8 protein-coding genes and 2 pseudogenes are annotated in these 21,103 nt (G+C 67.5%); 2 read left to right on the forward strand and 8 right to left on the reverse strand.

The annotated features are described in order from the left end of the window. Positions 1–133: 133 nt before the first annotated feature. A pseudogene (locus OTB16_RS37680) lies at positions 134–1,320 on the reverse strand (NF041680 family putative transposase); the annotation flags it as partial. 77 nt (positions 1,321–1,397) lie between these two features. Between OTB16_RS37680 and OTB16_RS37685 the strand changes: the two are divergent. Further along, positions 1,398–1,805 carry a transposase gene (locus tag OTB16_RS37685; protein WP_267727218.1) on the forward strand — a complete coding sequence of 136 codons (408 nt, stop codon included), beginning with the start codon at positions 1,398–1,400 and terminating at the stop codon, positions 1,803–1,805. Between the two features lie 131 nt (positions 1,806–1,936). Continuing rightward, complete coding sequence (locus tag OTB16_RS37690) at positions 1,937–2,947, forward strand: IS3 family transposase (RefSeq protein ID WP_324290938.1); 1,011 nt, start codon at positions 1,937–1,939, stop codon at positions 2,945–2,947. 26 nt (positions 2,948–2,973) lie between these two features. On the opposite strand, the pseudogene OTB16_RS37695 reads toward OTB16_RS37690, so the two are convergent. The 7 genes and pseudogenes from OTB16_RS37695 to OTB16_RS37725 form a co-directional block, all read right to left on the reverse strand. Then, positions 2,974–3,243 (reverse strand): annotated as a pseudogene (locus OTB16_RS37695) (transposase); the annotation flags it as partial. 156 nt (positions 3,244–3,399) lie between these two features. After that, positions 3,400–9,084, reverse strand: coding sequence for a methylation-associated defense system ATP-binding protein MAD8 (gene mads8 / locus OTB16_RS37700; RefSeq protein ID WP_267727221.1), 5,685 nt, complete (start codon positions 9,082–9,084; stop codon positions 3,400–3,402). Further along, positions 9,084–10,730, reverse strand: coding sequence for a methylation-associated defense system protein MAD7 (gene mads7 / locus OTB16_RS37705; protein WP_267727222.1), 1,647 nt, complete (start codon positions 10,728–10,730; stop codon positions 9,084–9,086). The genes mads8 and mads7 overlap by 1 nt, the downstream gene beginning before the upstream one ends. Continuing rightward, on the reverse strand, positions 10,721–15,109 hold the full coding sequence (gene mads6, locus OTB16_RS37710; protein ID WP_267727224.1) for a methylation-associated defense system protein kinase MAD6: 4,389 nt from the start codon (positions 15,107–15,109) through the stop codon (positions 10,721–10,723). Before mads6 ends, mads7 begins: the two co-directional genes overlap by 10 nt. Next, on the reverse strand, positions 15,109–16,539 hold the full coding sequence (mads5, locus tag OTB16_RS37715) for a methylation-associated defense system restriction endonuclease subunit S MAD5 (RefSeq protein WP_103538430.1): 1,431 nt from the start codon (positions 16,537–16,539) through the stop codon (positions 15,109–15,111). Before mads5 ends, mads6 begins: the two co-directional genes overlap by 1 nt. After that, positions 16,536–18,692, reverse strand: a complete 2,157-nt coding sequence (gene mads2, locus OTB16_RS37720) for a methylation-associated defense system DNA methyltransferase MAD2 (RefSeq protein ID WP_267727227.1) — start codon at positions 18,690–18,692, stop codon at positions 16,536–16,538. Before mads2 ends, mads5 begins: the two co-directional genes overlap by 4 nt. Before the next feature lie 254 nt (positions 18,693–18,946). Further along, the gene (locus tag OTB16_RS37725; protein WP_267727229.1) at positions 18,947–21,058 is read right to left on the reverse strand and encodes an AIPR family protein; all 2,112 of its coding nucleotides are present in this window, start codon (positions 21,056–21,058) and stop codon (positions 18,947–18,949) included. Positions 21,059–21,103: the final 45 nt, after the last annotated feature.

A 21,103-nucleotide genomic window follows, 5' to 3' on the forward strand; every position in this document is an offset into this window, starting at 1 on the left:
CGGGGACCCTGGCGTCTCCCCGGACCGGACTTGCACCGGCTGGCTATCCTGAGCTTGACGTCCGGTTACAGCACCCACACCCCTTCTGAGCTGCGATGATGCCCGGACTGCTGGACGTACGCTTGTTTTTTATCTACCAAGACCTTCCGGGCTTGCCGATGGCCTTGAGGTTCTCGGGTCGTTTGACGGTTTTGCCGACGTCGTAGCGGGTGGCGGGCCGCCGGTTCTTCGATCCGAGAGGCCGCCCGGGCCCGGTTCCGGTCGGTTGAGGAACACGGGCCGGGCAGAGCAGATGGGCGCGGATGTTCCTGAACCCGCGGCGGACCCGGGCGGGGGTGAGCCGGTCGGAGGCAGTGGGCTTCTCCCAGGGCCGGCGGAGGTCCGCGGCGAGCGGGCGGGCGAGCCGGAGCTGGGTGTGAGCGACGATCAGGAGCCAGGTCCAGCGGTCCGCGGCCTCGGGAGTGCGGAGTTTCGGGGTGGTCCAGCCGAGAGTCTGTTTCGCGAAGCGGAAGGTGTGCTCCAGATCGAAGCGACGCAGATACACCTGCCAGCAACGGTCCACGTCGTTCGGTGCGGCGCCTGTCTTTGAAGACCACAACCACACCGGCGGAGCATCCCGCTCCTTCGATAGATACTCGACCTTCAGCCGGATCAACGTGCCTTCCACCAAGGGAAGTTCGCCTTCGTGGTCGAGCCATGCCGAGCGGTGGGTGAGGCGGGGTGGACCCGGTCCCACGCCTGGGTTTCGGCCTTGCCGTAGTTGCTGGTGCCGGTGGCCGTGGTGATCGTGGGTTCGGGCCAGGTCTCCGGCTTGCTGAAGCGGAACTCCGGCCCGTGCTTGGGCGGCCGGCCGTTGACGCCGCGCGTCCTCGGTGGCTTCGGTAGGCGCATCACACGGTCGGAGCGGACTCGGCCGACCAGCTCGACGGGAAGGTCGCGCAGGACCCAGGCCAGGCGGGTGACGTCGTAGCCGGCATCGCTGACGATCACCATGTCCGGGTCCCCGGCCTGCCACTGCCCCGCGGCGATGAGTCGCTCGACGACTCCTCGCAGCTGGACGGCAGTGACAGCGGTTGCGTCGTCGACCGGGCCGAGCCGCACGGCGTCCAGGATCGCGGTCCAGGAGGTGGCACCCGGCTCCAGCACGGCGACGAAGGAGTAGGGCCACCCCGGAATGAACTGCGAGGCTGCTTTCGCGCGGCCGTAGACGTGGCAGAACAGCCGATCCGCCGAGCACGGCGCGTCCGAGCGAAGCCACGGCGACACATCGACCGCCATCACCAACCGGCCGCCATCGAAACGAGGCAGCGACAGCCCGGCCCTCTCTGCCATTCATAGGCAAGTCGGGCATACTAGATGATTCGATGTATTGAGGGTGGAGAAGGAGTAGTGCCCAGGTGGCCAGCAGTAAAGACCACGGGACCCCTGATCCGCAGGTAGAGCCCCGTTCGGCCGGCCCGCGCCGGTATTCCGCGGAGTACAAGGCGAGGATCCTCGCCGAGTACGAGACGCTCGGCAAACAGGGCAAGGGCGCCCTGCTGCGCCGGGAGGGCCTGTACTCGTCACTGATCATGAACTGGCGGCAGCAGCGGGACAAGGGGGCGAAGGCCGCGCTTGCCGCGCCCGCGGGGCGGCCGAAGGCCGATCCGCGGGATAAGAAGATCGCCCGGATGGAAGCCGAGATCGCCCGGCTCCATGTCGAGCTGGGCAAGGCCCAGACGGTGATCGAGGTCCAGTCAAAACTTTCGGCGCTGCTGGACCAGTTCGCCACTGGCAGCGTGAAGACGACGGGCGAGACGAAGTAACCCCCTCCGGCGGGGAGTTGGAGAAGAACCACGGCATCGAACCGACAATGACCGATGATCTTGCCGAAGCCGAAGCCGAAGCCGAAGCTGTGCGGTCGGGGTTCGAGCGGGCCCGGGTGGTGGCCCTGTAGGTGCTGGCGGGCGCGGTTGGCCGGGTGCGTGCGTGCGCGGCGCTGGGCGTGAGCCGGGCGACGTACTACCGCCACCACCGGCAGTCCCCGCCGCCCATCAGCCCGCGCGCCGAGCGTCGGCCGCATCCGCGCTCACTGTCGACGATCGAGCGGGAGAAGGTTCGTGAGGTGCTGCGCAGTGAGGAGTTCGCGGACATGGCGCCCGGCGAGATCTACGCGGTACTGCTGGACCGGGGCACCTACCTGTGCTCGGAGTCGACGATGTACCGCCTCCTGCGTGAGCACGGCGAGGTACGTGAGCGGCGCCGGCAGGCGTCCCATCCACCGCGCAAGAAACCGGAGCTGATCGCCGAGAGCCCAAACCGTGTGTGGTCGTGGGACGTAACCAAGTTGAAGGGTCCGGTCAAGGGCAGCTACTACTGCCTCTACACGATCGTGGACATCTACAGCCGCTACACCGTCGGCTGGATGCTCGCGAGCCACGAGAACAAGGAACTCGCCGAACAGTTCCTGTCGTCCACCGTCGCCAAGTACCCCATTGCAAAAGGTCAGTTGACGATCCACTCCGACCGCGGCTCGCCCATGGTCGCCGAGAACGTCGCGCAGATGATGTCGAACCTCGGCGTCACCAAGTCGCACTCCCGACCGAAGACGTCGAATGACAATCCCTTCAGCGAGAGCCAGTACAAAACCCTCAAATATCGGCATAACTATCCGGACCGGTTCGGGTGCATCGAGGACGCCCGCGCCTGGTGCGAGGACTTCTTCGACTGGTACAACTTGGCGCACCGGCACTCCGGAATCGCCATGCACACCCCGTTCGACGTGCACTTCGGCCTCGCCGAACAGCTCCGCGAGATGCGCGCCGACGTCCTGGCCGCCGTCTACGACCAGCACCCCGAACGCTTCGTCCGCAAGATCCCCGAACCCCCGAAACTCCCCACCACCGTCTGGATCAACAGACCCGACGACCCGCGTCACCCCGACGCAGAAATCCCAGCACAGGGATAGACGCAACATCCTGACTCACCGAAATTGACAGGTTCCGCGGCGAGCACCGTCCGAAGCCGATCCACGTCGATCCGGCCATGGTTCAAAGCCCCGTACATGGCTCCGTGCCCACGACGATGCTCGGGCAACAGCGTCAAGTCGACCGGAGACCTCACCGCCCCGTCAGCACACAACACCGCGTCGGACAGCTCGAACAACTCGTCACGCCGTGCGGCCAGGCACGCGTAGAACTCGCCCCGGAAGCGTGACGCTTCCGCGAACGCTTCCCCTCGGACAGCATCAGGCAGCAGACTCATCCTCACGGCCTTCGTCTTGGTCACATGCACCTTGGTCGGAGCACATGATCAGACGAAGGCCGCCCCCACGTCCGGCGAACCTCCTGGTGAGCGACCCAGTTCGAGACGCCGTTCGAGACCGGTAGAAAAAGAACAAGCTGAGGACGTGCTGCCATCTCACTGTCCGCCCGTCGCCGTCTTCGTCCCTCCGCCATGCTGGGTCACCCGAGGACGGCATCGCATTCGGACGCATCCGTGAGTGAACGCCGGGTCAGTTGACTTGCTCGCCCACACGTACGCCTCGCCGGGCTGAAGCTGCGCCATCTGCTCAGAGCGCAGACTGGCGAAGGCGGTGTTCGCCTTCTGGAGGTGCTTCAACCAGGCCGGCGACGTGAACTTGTGCAGGATGACATGGTCGGAGAGTTCGATCAGGGAGATCGGTACGGAGGGTGGGTCCTGGCTGGCGACCAGGACACTCATTCCCTTGTGGCGCATCTCGCGGACGGTCTCGACCAGACCGGCGACGAGGTCCGGGCTGTCGATGTACTTGTGCGCTTCGTCGAAAACGACCAGCTTGTTGAAGTGTTCGTCCCCGCTGCGTGCCTCGGCGAAGAGCTGCATCAGGACGACGAACAGTCCGAGTGCTTCGTCCTTCTCGATGTACTCGTCGCGGAGGTCAACAATGATCAGTCGGCCGGGTCGAATGAGGCTGGTGAGCCGGGCATTGTCGTCGATGTAGTCCTCGGCGAGGTTGAGCCGCTCCTGGGCCAGTTGCTTGACGTGGTCGGGCATACCGGAATCGGCCACGCCCTGCCGGATGACGCCGAGGTTCAGGTCGTTGCGGTTCGACTTCATGATGCGGGTCAGCTGCCGGATGTACGTTGACTGGTTGCCTACCGCTCCCATGAGGAAGCGCCAGTGCGATGCCTGGAGTTCGGCGGAGGAGAAGGCGAGCGGCTGGACGTCGATGCCGGGAAATTCCCGTCGGCGGTCGGCGACCTGGTCGGCGGGGGCAAGCAGCAGCACGTCCGAAAGCGCTTGAGGTTCGGCTCCGTAGCGCTCCTTCAGGACCTGGAGCTGCGCCGGGTCATCATTTGGGCGCGCCATGGAAGTGAACTCCGGGGCGTAGTCCATGGTGCGGCTGTAGTGGAACACCACCGTCGCGAGAGGGCGGGGAAGTGCGTTGACCGGCGGGGCGGACAGCGAGGCCATCTCGATGATGCTGCCCAGGGTGTAGCTCTTGCCTCCGCCTTGGACGCCGAAGAGGCTGATGGTGTGGGTTTCGTCGAGATCGATCGCAACTTTTCGGCCGGCCACTTCGCCGAGTACACCGTGTTGCGGGGAGGGACGGGTGACGCCGAGGAAGATCTCAGGGAGGCCCTCTGGTGAAGCCGATCCCGGTGTGACAGAGGTGGGCTGGGCATCGATGGTCGGCGACTCGTGGAAGCCCTGGCTTTCAGGGACGGTGCCCGTCCGCAGCGGTTCTCCGGTACCGCCCGGACGATCGGCAGCCGATGAGGTTCCCTCCGAAGAGGGAGACGCCGGGACCGCCCCCGCCGCGTCGGAAGCAGACGCGGTCAAAGTTGCCACGGACTGGGCCGGACCTGTCTCACGGCCCGCACGCTCAAGTGCGGTGAGTGGCGTGGGCTCGTTGCCGTTCGCGACTTCGTCCGTGTCGAGGATGGTCGCTGCCTTGCCCCCGCCGGCCTGCTCGCGGTCTTCCTCCTGGGCATCTTGGGCATCCAGCTCGTCCTGTACGTCAGGTGCCCGGAACTCGGCGTCGGGGAGCCGTGGCACAGCCAACTGCGACAGTGCCAGGGTGGGAGCGGTGGCCGCTCCGTCCTCCTCCTGCTCCTCAACGGCTAGGCCCGTAGGCGCGGTTACACCCGGCCGAACAGTGGGAATCGCGTTGATCAGCTCAGTGATCAGATCGCTGCCGATGCGGTGGAACTCCACCTCGTCGTCGAGTTCGCGGTCGGTTCCCTCGCGGGCGAGGTCGAAGATCAGGCCGCTGCGGGTGAAGTGGAGGGCGTAGCCGTCGTCGAGGTTGTCGAGCAGGGCGTGGGCCGCCGCCTTGGGGGCGTGCCCCATGGTCCCGTGGCGCGCCGCCCGCTCCAGGTAGAAGCGGAGCAGGGAGCCGAGGGCCAGGTTCTTGACCGGCCGGTCCACCCGGTCTGGGGTGCTGTGGGCCGGATCGAAGGACTCGGTGAGGACGGTCTGGCTCCGTCCGAGCTGCTGAGTGACCTTGGTCTTGAGTCGCTGGTAGGCGCCGATGTCGTCGAGCGCGGTGTAGCACTTGACCTCGACGAGGCGGCAGGTGATGGTCCGGGTCCGCGCGTCGAGGTGGAACAGGGCGAGGTCGCTGCGCTGGAAGGAGAGGGCGTCGCCGAGTTCCTGGGCCTGACGGCGGACTTCGGCGTACAGCTCGGGGTGGGCGTCCAGGGGGACGACGATCTGGTTGTGCAGCGCGTCCTGGTAGTCCAGGTAGAGGCGGGCCAGGGCGAGGCCGAGCACTTCGGTGCGCTGGGTGGGGGCGGTTGAGGCCAGCTTGAAGGCGAGGTTGCCGGAGAGCAGGCGCAGTTGCTCGAAGAAGGTGTTGAGGTGGCGCTGTTCGACGTCGAGCCCGTGCTGCAGGGCGGTCGGTCCGAGCAGGGTGCGCAGTTCGTCGACCGAGTTCGAGCTGACCATGATCTGGTGGCCGAGGCCGCTGTCCAGTGAGGGCGCGTAATCGATGACGTACTCGGGTCGGTCGTGTTGTCCGGCGTGGTCGAAGTACTCCAGGCCGAGGGTCTTGTCGATGGTGACGACCCAGTCGCCGACCTGGTGGGCCTGGTAGAGCAGGGCCCGGTCGGTGTTGTCGAGGGAAAGGACGGTGCACGGCACATGGCGTGGCGCCTGTCCCGCGGTGGCGACGTTGGCCGCGGCGCCGGCGAGGAGTCCGGGCAGCCGGCTCAGGAGCGTGGCAAGGTCCTCCGCGTCCTCGGCGGGCAGGGCGGTGCCGTGGCGTGGCATGGTCCGCCACACGATCTGCTGCTCGCTTTCCTCGTACGTGGAGGACGTCGGCTGTACGAGGCCATGGACCGGGGCGTGCGCAATGTCGTGGCGTGTGACGGAACCGTGCTGTTCCCCGCCGAAGGCGTCGATGAGCACGGTTAGGTGGGCGTCGAACTCGGCTCCCGGTTCGCTGAACTCCTCCACTGAGCGGACGGAGTAGACGAGTTTCGCGCTCCGGGTGCCTTCCGCGGCGTGCAGGAAGACCTCCGCCGCGGTGGAGGTGAACAGACTCTGCGTGCTGATCAGTTCACCCAGCGCCGCACCAGACTCGGGGGCATCCGGGTCGAACACGCACAGGCGAATGTCGTAGGTGAGGTCCCGGGTGGTGGTGCGGCGCTGCAGTTCGAGGAGGGCGTCGGCGACGATCTCCGCGCGGCCTGCGTTGACGACGTTCATGACCAGGGTGCGGACGTACGGGTGGAGGCGTACGTACCGCTCGATCCGGTCGGCGATCGCCGTACCGGACAACGCGCCTGCAGCGCGGGGGCCGGCGGCCGGGAGGTGCAGCGCTGTGGTGAGCCGGCCCAGCAGGCCACGGGGGTCGGCGGTCTCGCTGGGCAGGTAGGCGGCCCAGTACGGGGTGAGGTTGTCCGCAGCTGTCATGAGTCGGCCGTCCTGGCGCGGGACGGCGAACGGGAAGCCCAAGGGCGAGAGGGCTTGGAGGAAGGAGTCGCGGGCGGCGATGACCCGTCGCTTATCCTCGCCGACGAGGCGCGCGGCCCAGTCCCGGCCCAGGGCCGACCAGGTCGCCAGCCAGAGCGCGCGGAGGGGGTGCGTCGGGGAGATGAGCAGGACGGTGTCGCGCCCGCCGAGACCGTCGGTGAGGGTGACGGCCGCGCAGTCGGTCTGCTGGATGCGGGCCAGCCCCATCAGCGCGGCGCCCCGGGCACTCTCACCGGCCCGCTCCGCCTGAAGGGACTGGGCTTCCACCAGTTCCGCGTACGCCTCTGTATAGGCGACCAGTTCGTCGCGGACCACCTCGAAGTCGACAGCCTCGCTGACTAGGAGCTGATCGGGATCGGCCGGGTCTCCCGCCTGACCGCACAGGGCGGCGAAATAGACGTGCCGCGTCGCGAGGTAGCGGTCGTATGCCTCGGCAGCCCGCCCGGTCAGGGCGAGGGACAAGTCCTCCTCGTTCCCCTCGGGGGTCTCGCTAGTGCCGTCGGGGCGCAGTACGAGCCGGCGCAGGGAGGTGTCCTGGGGGCGGGCGAGTAGGTCCTGCTGGAGTTGTGTGAGCAGCGGGGAGAGCCGGATCTCTGCGCTTCCCGCCGTGTGGATGCGGGCGTTAAGGACGCGCAGGGGGCTGCGCGCCGACGTCGACTTCCAACGGACGTCCGTCAGCGTGACACGGGCCGGATCGTCCCCGGCTGCCAGCGCCTCGAACTGCAGTGAGCGCAGGGCTTGAGTGATGCCGTCGTAGCGCCCGGCACTGCGCTCCGGCGGCTCCTCGGCCTCTCCCTCGGGGACGACGTAAAAGCGTTCACTCTCGCCGCTGGGCAGGCCGTGCGCACCAGGAGCGATATCGAGAGCGTCACCGGCGGCGTCGAGCGGAGTGATTCTGAGGTAGTGCCACCCTTCCTCCCAGTCGATCTTGTTCAGGCGGCGCAGCGGTGCCTTGTAATCGGGCTTGGCCCGGGTCCCCTTGGTGACGTGGGCGATCCGGCCGATCGGCCCGCCACTCTCCGAGACGATCTCCACGCGGAAGCGGTCGAGACCCTCCACCTTGAGCGGGGACGGTTCGATGGTGAACCGAGGTGTCAGGTCGCGGACGCCCTTGTCCCCGGCGAGCAGGTAGGGCTGCCCCACGATGGCTTCGAGTGCTGGGTGGGCCTGTAGCTCCTCGGCGTTGTCGCCGGCGGCGGGCAGACCGAGTTCGCGTATCTCGATGGAGACGGTGGCGCGGCGCCGTTCGTCAACGCGCCAGTTACCGAAGGAGAGCGTCCAGTTCTCCCGGTCGACGACGATACGGCGGGTCCATGTCGCCGGGTCCTCCAGGCCGCAGCGCGTGGCGAATCCCGCTAGCCTGCCGGCGAAGTCCGCGTCGGTCAGACCCAGATCGAGGACACGCTGGCGCTCCGATCGGCTGGAGGTGGCGAGTTTGCCGACCAGCTTGCGGTTCCGCTCGGCCCGATCCTTGACGAGCGACGGGTCGGTGTACAGCTCGAAGTCGGGTACCAGGCCGAAGTGGTAGACAGCGGCCCCCGCGACCCGGTCGCGGTAGTCGTTGGTCCGGAGCGTCAGCAAGTACAGGGCGATGGCACGGTCGCCCGTCCGGTGTCCGGGCTGGTCACGGAGTACGGCGAGCAGCTCGTCGACGCCGGGCCGCAGCCGCTCCGGTACCTGATCGAGAAGGTGGTTGGCCAGCTGCGCGTACGCGTCGCTGAGGGGTACTTCCTCGAAGGTCGCGATACCGAAGGAGTCCTCGGCACTGACCCGGGTGCCCGGGGGAACGAAGACGAGGAGTGGTCCGGGCAGGCTGTTCCCGTTCCCGTCGTCACCTTCGGTGCGGTTGCGGAGCTCGACCAGTTTGGTGCTGGTGACGACGGTGTCGTGGTGCGGCTGTCCCGGAGCGAGGTCGTCGGCGGTGCCCAGGACACAGACAGTGGCGGCCGGCCCGAGTGCCCCCCGGAGCCGACGGACCAGCGCGGCCGCCAGTTCGGGCTCCACCTCGGTGACCCGCATGCAGTGCCCGGCGCCCCGCTCGCCGACCAGCTTGGCCAGGCGCGGCACGAGGACGCCTTCGAGGGCTTCGCGGAGGTCCTTCGCGGTGGGCTCCGCCAGGCCGTTGCTGGTGCTGGCGCTGCTCATCAGGCCGTCGCCCCCGTTGTCGCGGCCCCGATGATGTACCGGGGAGTGATGGTCTGCGTCAGATAGGCATCCGACATGTCCTGGTAGTAGCCGATCTCGCGCAGCCGATTGAGGAAGGCCGCCGCGTTGGCCCGCAGTGCTGCCTGGTCGTCCAGGTGGGCGCCGGAGAAGCCGTCGCCGTCCGGCAGCTGGTCGATGTGGAGTCCGTACCGTTCGCGCAGCAGAGTGAGGAACTCGTCCACGCGCATGGGGGCGGTACGCAGATTGCCGCTGTCGTCGTCGCCCTCCCTCAGGAGCGACACCTGAAGGAGCACTTCGAGCAGGCGCGCGTCTAGGACAAATCGCCGGACGGCGCTGTCGCGTCTGCCGCGCGGTTGGGCGAGCAGGGCACCGGGCCGGTGCTTGAGCAGCATCGAGTCGAGGCAGTCGATGAAGTAGCTGCGGTGGTAGCTGCCCTTGTAGTGCATCAGCATCTCGATGTACTCGTCGAAGGCGTTGAGCCCGAGCTGGGTGATCTGCTTCAGCTCCGGGGGAAGGTCCTTCTCCTCGTCCCGTACACGGGTGGCGCGCTGTAGGAAGAACGCCTCACGTTCCTTGGGATGGGTGGAGAGCCGCCTTAGGACTTCGACCGGGGTGAAGTAGCTCCGGCCGACGGGCGGGGCCAGCTTCTGGCTCTTGACGAGGTCCTCGGAGAACTCGTCGAGCTTCTTGATCTGATAGGTCGCCTGGATGAACCGCGTGATCCGCCCGTACCAAATGCCAGCGCTGCGCTCGGCGAGCGCAGCCGCCGGGGTACCGGGCACACCCTCGACGTCGACGAAGAGCCGGACGCTGTGCGGGCAGCGGTCCGCCGTCGGCGTGTCCTGGTGCCCCGTCCGGCAGGTGGCGGGCGCCGATCCGGCCTCGATCACGGCGGGCAGCAGCTTGATCATCCGCAGGTGGTAGAGGGCCAGGTGAAAAGCGAAGAGGATCTTCAGGTAGTCCACGAGGACGGTCCGGGGCATGTGTTCCTGGTGGTAAAGCAGCCGCAGGACGTCCCGGCACAGCTGGCGGGCCGGTTCGGCGCACAGGGCGGGGTAGGGGGTGCGGGGGCGGGTGGTGTCGGGCCGGTCCCGCATCTGTCCGCCCGCCTGTCCCACCAGGTGGAGCAGCGCCTGGGTCTCCACGTCGGTGTCCGCCCCCGGGGTGATCTCCGCGGTGGCGCGGTCGACGTCGGAAAAGAAGAACTCGCGGAGCTGGTCCAGGGCCCCCTCGTCGGTGGCGAGCATCTCGTACAGCTGCTCGTCGGCCCCGTACGGGCGGGACTTGCGCTTGTTGCGGAACCGGTGGGTGAGACCGTGCAGCGGCCTGGGGCCGGCCACCGCCTCGTTGGCCTTGCCCCGGTTGACCATGTCGAGGAGATGGGTGGAGGTCCACCGGGTGGTGGTCTCCCGGTCGAAACCGTCGAAGACTTCCGGGTGGTCCAGGAACAGCTTGACGAAGACGTCGACCTTGAGCTCGTTGGAGCGGTTGATCTTGCTGGGCATGCCCTGGTGCCACAGGCGCGCGAGCAGCCCGGTCAGGACCCGGTCCATGTCCAGCGTCTTGTAGTCGAGCCGGCTGATGCCGGGGTGGTGGAACGTCCCCAGGGAACCGCTCAGCGCCATGTCGTCTCCTCCGCCCTCGCGACGTCCCCTTCGATGCCGGCCGCGGTGCCCGCGACAGCCGGACCGTCGCCGTCCGCACCGCTGTGGTCGTCACCGGACCGTGCTGTCAGTTCTTCCATGTGCAGGACGGAGTCCTCGGTGCGGTGGATCCGTCGCAGGTCGTGTCCGTGTGTGGTGAGCAGGATCTCCTGGTACGGCACGGCCGCCAGCCGGTTCTTGAACACGGCGAGGGCGAGCTGCTGCCCTTGCAAGTCGGTCACGGACGGCCGGTAGCCGCGCTCGAACCGCTGGAAAAGCTCGAACAGGTCGAGCCGAATGTCGAGTTCGGCCGTGCCGCCTTGGCTGCCGGCCGGATCCCGGTAGCTCAGCCGCAGCGAGGTGCGCCCCGACTCGATGTACGGCGAGGCCGCCGCGTTACCTGGTTCGAGCCGGAACCCTTCTGCGGGGAAGCGGCGAAAGGTACGTATGGTGCCGCCGGGTACGTCGCGCACCTTCAACGCGAGAGCATCGCCGATCCGCTCCGGGGCCACGAGTCCCTCACCGCGGTTAAGCGCCCGCAGGATCCGGTCCCGCTCCTTGGTACCCGTCTGCGTTGCGCGGGACAACAGCGCCATGAAGTGCAGCACCGACGGGTACGGCAGCATTCGCTCCGCACGGTCCTCGTCGTGGAGTTCGAAGTAGAGCAAGCGGCGGGCCGCGTCCACGTAATGGCGGTGGGCAGCGGTCTGCGCGACGCGTTCGGTGACCGATCTGCCGAGCTGCTCGAACGCGCCGCTCAGCAGTACGCGATCGCGGTCGCCGCGCCCGTCGACCGCGACCAGCGCCCGGTCCTCCAGGAGACCGGCGTAGTCCAGACGACGGTCGAGCTGCGGCTGCGGGACCGCCGCCACATCGGCCTCGCGCAGCAGGGTCAGCAGTCGGTCCCGCTCGCGCGGACTACCGTCGGCGGCGGCGGGGGCGCCGAGGTGGGCGGAGAAGTAGAAGCTGTCCAGGATCTCCTGACCGGAACCGCCCGCGTACAGCTGGTGGATCTCGGCGCAGTCGCGGCCCGAGGTGAGGGTGTAGGCGAGCGCGGAGCGCAGGTCCCGCAGGGTGATGTGGAGCCTGCCGCGCAGCTGGGTCACCTCGTAGAGGCGGCGCAGCCGCCGCGCGGTCTGGGGGCCCGCGGCGGGGTGCTGGAAAGTCTGGGCGTTGTGCCGGGCATAGCAGGTGGCGGCCAGGTCACAGCGCTCGCAGTCCTCCCAGAACCGATCGTGCGTCATCCGGTCGAGCATGCGCTCCAGGAGCGATCCGCCAGCCTGCGGTTCGCCGTCGGCGTCGAGGGGACGAGCCGCGACATCACGTGCATTGAGGTTCACGACGGCGACGGCCTGCCCGGTGTCACGGCCCGCCAGGCCGAGGTTGGCCACCTTGGCGAGGTGCGGGAAGCGGTCGTGGTGGTGGCTGAGGAAGTCGACCAGACGGCCCTCGTTAATGGCAATCAGCCGGGTCTCCCCCGCGACCTGCCATGCCAATGCGTCGGCCCCGGCGAAGGGTGCGAAGAACTCGTCCAGTACGTCGTCGCCGCTGACCTCACCCTCGTCCTGGCTGCCGTCGTGGTTGGTGCGGAACCGGTGCCCGGCCAGGGTGAAGTCGCTGCCGTTGGCCCGGCGGGGCCCGAACTCGGCGCCGAGCTCGCCCGCCTGGCGTTCGAACCGCTCCAGGAAGGCCGTCTTGCCGTCGCCCGCGTTACCGGTCACCACGACCAGCGCGTGTCGGCCTTCCCGCAGTGCGGGCACGAGCTCCCGGTCCAGGGCCGTCTCGACGTACACGGACATCGTGTGCGGATCGAGGCCGCGGGTGCCGCGGTTGCTGCGGCGGCTCTGGCTGTACAGCGTCTGCAGGTGTGCCACGAACGGATTGGAGTTCGGCTCGGGCTCTTGCGGCTCCTGACCGACATTGGGGTCAGCCGGTAGCGCCGGCGGCTGCTGAGACCGCTCGGACGACGGTGACACGGCAGGTAGAAGTGGTGTAGGCGCGACGCGTGCGGATTCCAGCGCCTCCAACGCCCGCAGCAGTTCCTCGGCCGTGGAGAACCGCTCCGCCCGGTACGGGGAGATCGCGCGCAGCATGATCTCGGCGAAACCGGGAGCCAGATCACCGAAGCCGCTGTACGCGGTGCGCGGGTCCACCGGCGGCACACCGGGCGAGGGCCGTCCGACACCCTCCCACGGGTACTGCCCGCCGGTCAGCGCCTCGTACAGCGTGACGCCGAGGCCGAACAGGTCCCGGTCGGTGTAGCCAGAAGCGTCGGCTGGCACCTGGTCCAGGTCCGGCGGGCTGTAGCGGGGGCTGGTGTAGCTGTGCCCCTCGGAGGAGTCGGAGGTCTTCGAGATCCCGAAGTCGATCAGCTTGACGCCGTCGTCGGTCCACAGCAGGTTGCTCGGCTTGATGTCGCAGTGCCACACCCCGCGATCATGGATGTGGCGCAGCCCGCGCGCGGTGTCAATCGCGAGCCGCAGCACGTCCGCCGCGCCCATCCGGCCGCCACGGATCACCTCGGCGACGTCCTTGCCGTCGACGAACTCGAAGACCAGGTACGGGTACTCGTCCGGTGGCATCAACCGGTCCGCGTCCACCATCGACACCACATTGGGGTGCGGGGCGTTCTGCAGCCGGTCCAGGACGCCCGCCTCGCGGCGCAGCCGCTCCAGGACGGAGTCCCGGTCCCGCAGGACCAGCTTCACCGCCCTGTCGACACTCCTGATCGTGTCGTACACCCGATAGGCCACACCGAACGAGCCGGGACGGCCGAGACGGTGACGCACCAGGTACTTCGTACCGAGCTGGTGGTCGGCCGGCAGGTCACGGAAGAACTCCGGACCCCGCGGACCGTCCTGCACAGGCTGCCCGACAGAGAGCGCAGAAGGAGGCGGGGGAACTGCAGCCGAGGAGCCGATACGCCGGGCGGGAGCCCTTCGCGCTCCCATCACCAGGTCCAGGCGGCGCAGTGCCTCCACGGCGGTCGGCCGGTCGTCGGGAGCCGTCGCGCACAACTTCTGCAGCCAGTGGACCAGTTCGACACGGACCTCGGCGGCTTCGAGGACCTGCGCAGGGAGCCACCCTGCCGCGTCGGCCTGCTCGGTGGCGGAGGTGAACGGCAGCTCGCCGGTGAGGAGCTGGAACCCGAGGACACCGACCGCGTAGATGTCTGCCTTCATGCCCATCGCCGCCGGGTCGGCATGGCACTCGGGCGCCAGATACGCGCGATCGGCGACCTGGTACGCCTCCCGCATGACCGTGTGGGCGCGGCGCTGCGCGGTCTTCGCGTACTCGAAACCGGTCAGCGTCGCCCGGCCGTCCTGCGCGATCAGCACGGTGGACGGGTTCAGCTCGCGGTGCGCGATCAGGCGGCTGTGCGCGTGGGCCAGGCCCATCAGCATGTGCCGGATCGTCCGCAGCTTCGCGTCGGCGGTCAGCGGGTCTGCGGCCCCGTTCAGGTGCAGGGCTAGGGCGTGCCCCGGAACGTCGTCGTAGACGGTGACGAAGGAGTCCTTGTCCTCGTCGGCGAAGAAGTCCCGCACCCCGACGATGTTCGGATGCGAGGGCAACTTGCCGAGCGCCTCGTACGCGATGCCGATCCGCTTCTGCTGCTGGAGCCGCTCGGTCTCCGGCGCGTACGGATCGGCCCTGCGGACGGAGAGCCGGACCGTGCCCGACCCCTGCACCGCGAGGGCGTTCTTCGCCCGGTACTCGCGGTGGACGTCATCGCCCTCCTCCGGGCCCGTCTCGCTCAGTCGCTCGACCACTTCCCAGCTGCCGAACCGCAGGGGGCCCGACGGCGGCCGGGACGAACCCTGCACCGCCCGCACGATCAGCTCGTGGTACGCGGAAACGTCCGTGTCGAAGCGGTTGGTCGAGGTGGGTACGCGGCTCACGTCCGCGAGCCGGCCGATCAGGTCCGGGAGGGTGACGGTGTCACGGGCGTCGTGCTGGTGAGGCGTCCGGTCGACGAGCAGGGCATCGGGTGCGGGCAGGACGACGAGGGCGTCCGTGTAGAGCCGGGACAGCGGACGGTGGGCCGTCTCCAGGAGCGTCTTCAGTTGCTTGGCGTGCCCGCGCAGCTTCGGCAGCGGGGAGCGGAACGGCGCCCGGTGAGAGGGCTGCCAACGGCCGCCGTCGACCTCGATGCGGCCCCGGGTGCCCTTGACGTCGATGACGTACACGGCGTGCCCAGTGACCACGACGAGGTCGACCTCGAACAGTTCGCTCCGGTTGTACGGAATCTCGACGGAGTGCAGGACCGTCCAGTCGTCGGGGGCGTGATCACGCAGGTGCGCGATCACCCTCCGCTCGGCATCGTTGACGGCCTCCCCAACAGCAACGATCCTGGCACCCATTAGCCGACAGCCTCCTCGATGGCGGTGGTGAGCAGCGCGAGGGCCTTGTCTTCAAGGACGTCGGCGCGGTCGCGTTTCTTGTAGGCGGCTCGGACGGTTGCCGCGATGCGATCACGGTCAGCGCGCGGCGCGAGCGGGATCGGCATTGCGGCGACAAGCTCGCTGTGAATGCTCTGCTGGCCGCCACCAGTCAACATGCTGCGAATTAGTCTCATCGCGACTGGCGATCGGAAGAAGCCCAACAGGTAGGCACCCGGAACGTCAGCTGCACCGGACGCCACCCGTAGGAAGTCCTGGCTGTAGGCGTGCTGCAACCAACGCCCCGTTACCAGCGTTGCTCTGCCGAACAACCCACTCTCGCTGGGCATGCCATGGCCGCCGAGCAATACCGTCTCGTCCGGAACGAACACGCCCGCAGGTGTGTGCTTCGGGCTGATGACACGGCCATCTTCCGGTCGGATCCACCAGCCCTGCCGCTGTCCGACCAGCAGTCGGCCACCGTGATCGTACGAACTGTCAACACGCTTGAAGATGGGTCCGTACTTCAGCTGGCCCTGAGCGCAGATGTCGCCCAGCCGCCGGTGTGGGACCGATGCCAGCTTGCGCTTCAGCCACTGGGCTCTCTCTCCGTAATTCATTGCGCGCAAGGACACAGCGGAGAGCTGATCGACTGTGAACCCCAGGTCCCGAGGCTGCTGATGCCAGTCAAAATCAGCAAGTTCGGGGAGTCCAACGCTCTTGAAGAAGTCTACTGTCGTTCCGACCAAATCCGACTGGAACTCGGCACGCAGCCGCGCGCACTCCTCCACCAGGTCGTGGATGCGGGCCTCGAGCTCCGTTCCCAACCGCGGCACGGGCAGCCCCGCGATGTGATGCGGCTCAATGTGCTTCACGGCCGAGCCGTACACCGATCCCCGCACGAGCGACTCGCCGAACTTGCTCAGAAGGAAAGCGTACAGATACCCGGACTTGATCTTCTCCGGATCGGGCTCGACCTTGACAATGTCTTCCGAAGCCCAGCAATCACCCATGTCTGGTCGCGCGTAGGCCCGTCGGCCTGCATTGAACCCCGAGCGCGAGATCAACGTCATTCCGGGCTTCAACTGGAGATACGACAGTGCCGCTGACTCGGCGTCCGTCTTCCGGATGCGGGGAATCCCGGTGAGGTCGGCGGTCATCATGTCTTTTGTGCCGAGGAAAGGGACGCTGTGCTCGGGATCGGTAATGAATACTCGCCGGAACATAGGGCCGCTGAAGATTCCGCCCTTATGCCCCGCCGTCAGACTCGCCAGCGGCTCCGTCCCCGGCAACTGCTCCAGCAGCTTCTTCGTCTTCATCGACCCCGCTACATACGGCGAGGCGTCAAGCCGAAGCCCCTGGGCCGCGAACCAGTCGGACTTCACCGGATTGAACAGCTCAGCGACCTTCACGCCCCGGCCCCCGTCCCTGCCGACCCGGCCGTACGTGGATCCACACCCGGCACCGGGTACTTCGCCCGGAACTCCCGATACTTCTCCGCGATCACCGGCAGGTCGTTGTCGATGACCTTCTTGCTGCGGGTCAGCGGCCGGGTCACCTCCTTGCCCCGGATACGAAGCCGCTCCATGACGACCTCCGTCTCAACCACGATGTCCCCATTGGGCTCACGCTTGTAGAGGTCGTTGCCGCGTCGGTCGAAGCCGACCTTCTCCGCGACGGCCATGAAGACGGGGTACGCCTTCTCCGTCCTGAGGTCGTGGTTCTGGATCTCCTGCCGGGTCTTCCGCTTCAGGAAGAGGAGTGTGGTAAGGATGTTGACGTTGGCGTCGACGACGAACGTCTCCACCGGCAGCTCGACACTCGCGAGTACCCAGCAGTTCCGCAGGATGTACTGGCGGATCGCCTCGTCCGTCGGCCCCGGGTTCGACAGGATGCCGTTCGGCAGGACGATGCCGATTCGCCCGCCTGGCTTGACCCACTCGATGGCGCGCTGGATGAACAGCTGCTCCGGCGCCATGCTTGACGGCACGCTGGTTGTGCTTGCCTCGACCGCGCCGGTCTCCTTGTTGCGGCCCCACGACCGAGCGATCCCATTGCGGAACGAGCCGAGCACCGACTCATCGCTGACCGGGATGTCTGCGCCGAAGGGCGGGTTGGTCAGGAGTACGTCTACGGTGGGCTTGTCCAGCGGGATCCTCTTCTTTGCCGCCTCCACACCCGAGAGGTGTCCCTGCGGGAAGGCGAGCGAGTCCATGTGGAAGACGTTCCCCGTGGTCTGCGCGAGCGTCATGATCGCCATGGTCGTCGCACGTACCAGGAACGGGTCGAAGTCGGAGCCGAACAGGTGCTCGTCCGCGAAGTCCTTGAGTTTGTCGCCGTACCGCTCCCGCTCCTCTTCCGTGTCCGGGAAGCCGAACGTGCCGGCCTCCTTCTTCCAGGTTTGGTGCAGGTGCTTGAGGGTGGCCTGGAGGAAGCCACCGGTGCCGCAGGTCGGGTCGAGGACGGTCTCGTCCTCCTTCGGGTCGAGCATCTCGACCATCAGGTTGACCGCGCCGCGTGGGGTGAAGTACTGGCCTCGGTCACCACGCAGGTTGGTGCCGACGAGTTCCTGATAGGCGATGCCCTTGGCGTCGACATCCGTACCGATCAAGTCGTACGGAGCGAGCTCACTGACGATGAAGGCGAGCGCCCGGTCGGAGAGAGTGATCTCGTCCGTGGGTTTGAATACGTCCTTGTACTCGGTCTTGACGTCCTCGAAGAGCCCCTTGACGCGCTGGCTGATGGCCGCCCGGCCGTTCGCGTCGAACATCTCCTTCAGACCGGTGCGGAACCGACCGTGCACAGAGCCGTGGCTGACCCGCTCGTCGTACATCTTGGCGAAGAGCAGGTAGAGGAACTGCCAGAACGCGGCGTCCTTCGGCATGCCCTCGTTGCCGTGGATGTAGTTGTGGCAGCGCCGGAAAGCGATCTTGAGCATCTCCGGGTCGGCCTGGCGCAGCCGCTGGTGCGAGGCGACGGTGCGGCTGCCGAGGGTGCCGTCGGCGACCTCCCAGTCGCTGCGGTCCTCGAAGTCGGCGCCGAAGTCGCCGGCCACCTTCTTGAGGAAGAAGAAGTCGACACCGTCGGTCCACATGCCGTCCGCGCACTGCAGGCGGTCCTCGTTGCCCATCAGCTCCTGAAGCTCCTCCAGGTCCTTCCGGGCCTGGTCGGGTTCGCGGAGCTTGACGACGTTCTTCCCGCGCTTGGGCTCCTGCTTGCAGATCACAACCCGCCGCAGGTTCGCCGTGGTGTGCGGGGTGCCGGACTCGAAGATCGCGATGTCGGCCTTCTTGCTCCGCTTCCGCTTGGCACCCTCCTCACTGACCGTGACGGAGAAGTCGCGCTGCATGTCGCCGGGGTCGATGCCGTGCTCGTGCACCAGGGCGCGGGCGATCCGCTGCCGGACCTTCTCCTTCTCCGTTTCCTTGATCGCATCGCCGGAGATGTAGTCGACGACCTGGCCCTCCTTGAGGGCCGTGACCTTAGGCTCGGAGCCCTCCGCGACAGGCTCCGCGTCCCCCTCGGGCCACTGCGGGATGTCCAGGTCCAAGGTCAGTTCCTCCATTGGCGTGCTGCTGCTTTCCTGTGCTCGGTGGTGCGGCTAGGGGCCTGCGCCCTGGGGCGGTCCGTGCGTGCGCCGTCACAGCCGCCACCTGTGATTCTACGGCCACAGAAGCGCCTCCGAAGGCGCCTTCCGCCAGGCCGGAGGGTGCGGGTCAGTACCCCCGGACCCTATAGGGGAGCACTGACAAGGCCTGGGCGGAAGCGGGTGACGGGGCTGGGCCAGCGGCGCCCCAGCCCGTTGCTCTCTGGCTCCGCTCACGTCTCCGTCGGCTCGTTGCCCTCCCGCAGCCGCACCGCCAGCGCCAGCTCGTCCAGCGACCCCTGCCCCGGCACGAACCACCGGATCGTGCCCTGCGCCGCGCTATCCGCCCCGGACGCCTCGAAGCGCATCTTCCGCGCGAGGCCACTCGGGGAGTACCACGCGTCGTCGGCGTGCCACTGCAGGGGGTTACGCCCCGCCTCGTTGCTCCACGTCGCCTGGGCCCGCCGCGGATCCGCCGCCAGCCACTCAGTCATCTCGCGGCGCTCCGGCTTGCTGTACGGGCGGAACTCCAGAACCGTGCCCTCCTCGATCTCGCCGGCGCCGACCAGGGTTGTCACGGCGTTAACCTTCCGTCCCCTGGCCTCGGCCGTAGCTACTCGGTTGTCCTCGTCGAGCGCCGGAGCCTCCTCCTCGGAGTCGAGCTTACGCAGAGCCGCACGTACCACTCGCTTGATCCGTTCGGTGTTCCGGACGGCGGCGATGATGTGGCTGGACTTGCCGTATTCGTTATCGATCGCGTCGAGCACCCAGGACAGGGAGGCACGGACCAAATCGGGCACCTTGGCGAGTTCCACCGCCCAGTCGCACTCCGGGTCCTCGATGGCCCGGGTGTCCAGACGGCGATAGACGATATGGGTGACCAGGACGTCGCCATAGAAGGCCGCCGCATCGGCGCGCCAGACCAGCCCTTCGCGGAGGGACTGCAGCTGCGCCCGGACCTCGCGGAGAAGCTCGACGCTGCGCCAGACCTTGAAGACGTTCGGTTCGGAGCCAAAGGTCTCCTGGTAGTTGTGGTCCTCCCACAGTCCGGCAAGGTTGTCGTCGCGCTTGGCCACGGCGGCGAGCCGGGCGTTCGGGCTGACGGCAGCGAGCGCCTCGGCGGCCTCGGTGATGGAGCAGCCATGCGCCGAGTCGGGCACCGTCTCGCCGCGCTTCGTGACGTAACTGCGCTTGAGGAGCCTGGCGAAGTCCTCGCGGAGCGTGATCTGGCCGGGGTCGAGGGACTTGAAGTCGCGGTCCTCGATCGGGTTCTGCGTGTTCGTGGTGGTGGTCACCTGGTCACCGAACCCGGGCGGGCAGTCTTCCAGGGAGATCAGGCGCACAAGAACCCGCCCGTCCTGCGCCGCGCCCGTATCCTCGGTGAAGGCCCGGTAGATGGCACTCACCGTCTGCGCGCCGTTGACCACGCTGACGCCGGACAGCTGAAAGTTGCCCACTTTGCCGGGCAGTGCCCGGCCGATCGGCTGGATCGACTCGCACAGCATGGTGATGCCGTTGCTGAAGTACCAGAAGTGCTCCGGCTCCTCCCGCAGAGTCTCCCTGATCTTGGAGTTCACGTCGCTCTCGTCGAGAGAGTCACGGATATTCCGGGCGAAAAGGCCGCGCCGGTGCTCCTCATAGAGATCAGCGAGGTCGGGGACAGTCATGGTGCCGTACATCGCCTTGTACGGCGTCGACTCCTGGCCGAAGCATTCCAACTGCACCTTGGTGTCGATCTTCGGTGCGGCGGACTCGCCGAGAATCGCGCGGTGGAAGTCGCGCAGGTCGAGGACCTTGACTTCAACCATGTCGCGGACGACCTGGTTCTGCTCATCCTGCTTCATCCTGATCAGGTCGCGCACGCCGTCGCTGAGCGGCGCCTCGCGCATCAGGGCGAGCACCATGGTGATCTTCGGAGTGCCGGAGTCGTAGGCCCGCTCGATGTCGGGGACGAACGGCTGGAAGCGGCGGTTGAACCGGCCGAAGTTCCGGTCGAGCATCAGGTCAAGACCGTGGAACATCTTGTGCACATCGGCCTCGCCGAAGCCTCCTCTGTTCTGGTCGCTCCACTTCGCCTGCACCAGACAGATCCTGGAGCGCGTGGTTCCTAAGTCCACGGCGATCGAGTCGAGGCCCTGGTCGTCCTGCCCGTCGAAGACTCGTGTGGCGGCGACCCGGTCGCTGCACGGGTGCTCGATCTGCGCGGCGAGCGCGGCCAGACCGCGACTCAGGAACGCCTGATGGAGCTTGTCCCCCGACATACGCGCCTGGTCCGACATGTCGATGAGACCGGCGAAACGGTCCTCGATCGCCTTGCGGACATACCCCACGTGCAGTTTGCTCACGATCCACCCCTGTCAACGCCTCAGATCGTCAACACCCTATCGGGG

Source organism: Streptomyces antarcticus (assembly GCF_026627255.1).
Taxonomy (GTDB): Bacteria; Actinomycetota; Actinomycetes; order Streptomycetales; family Streptomycetaceae; genus Streptomyces; species Streptomyces antarcticus.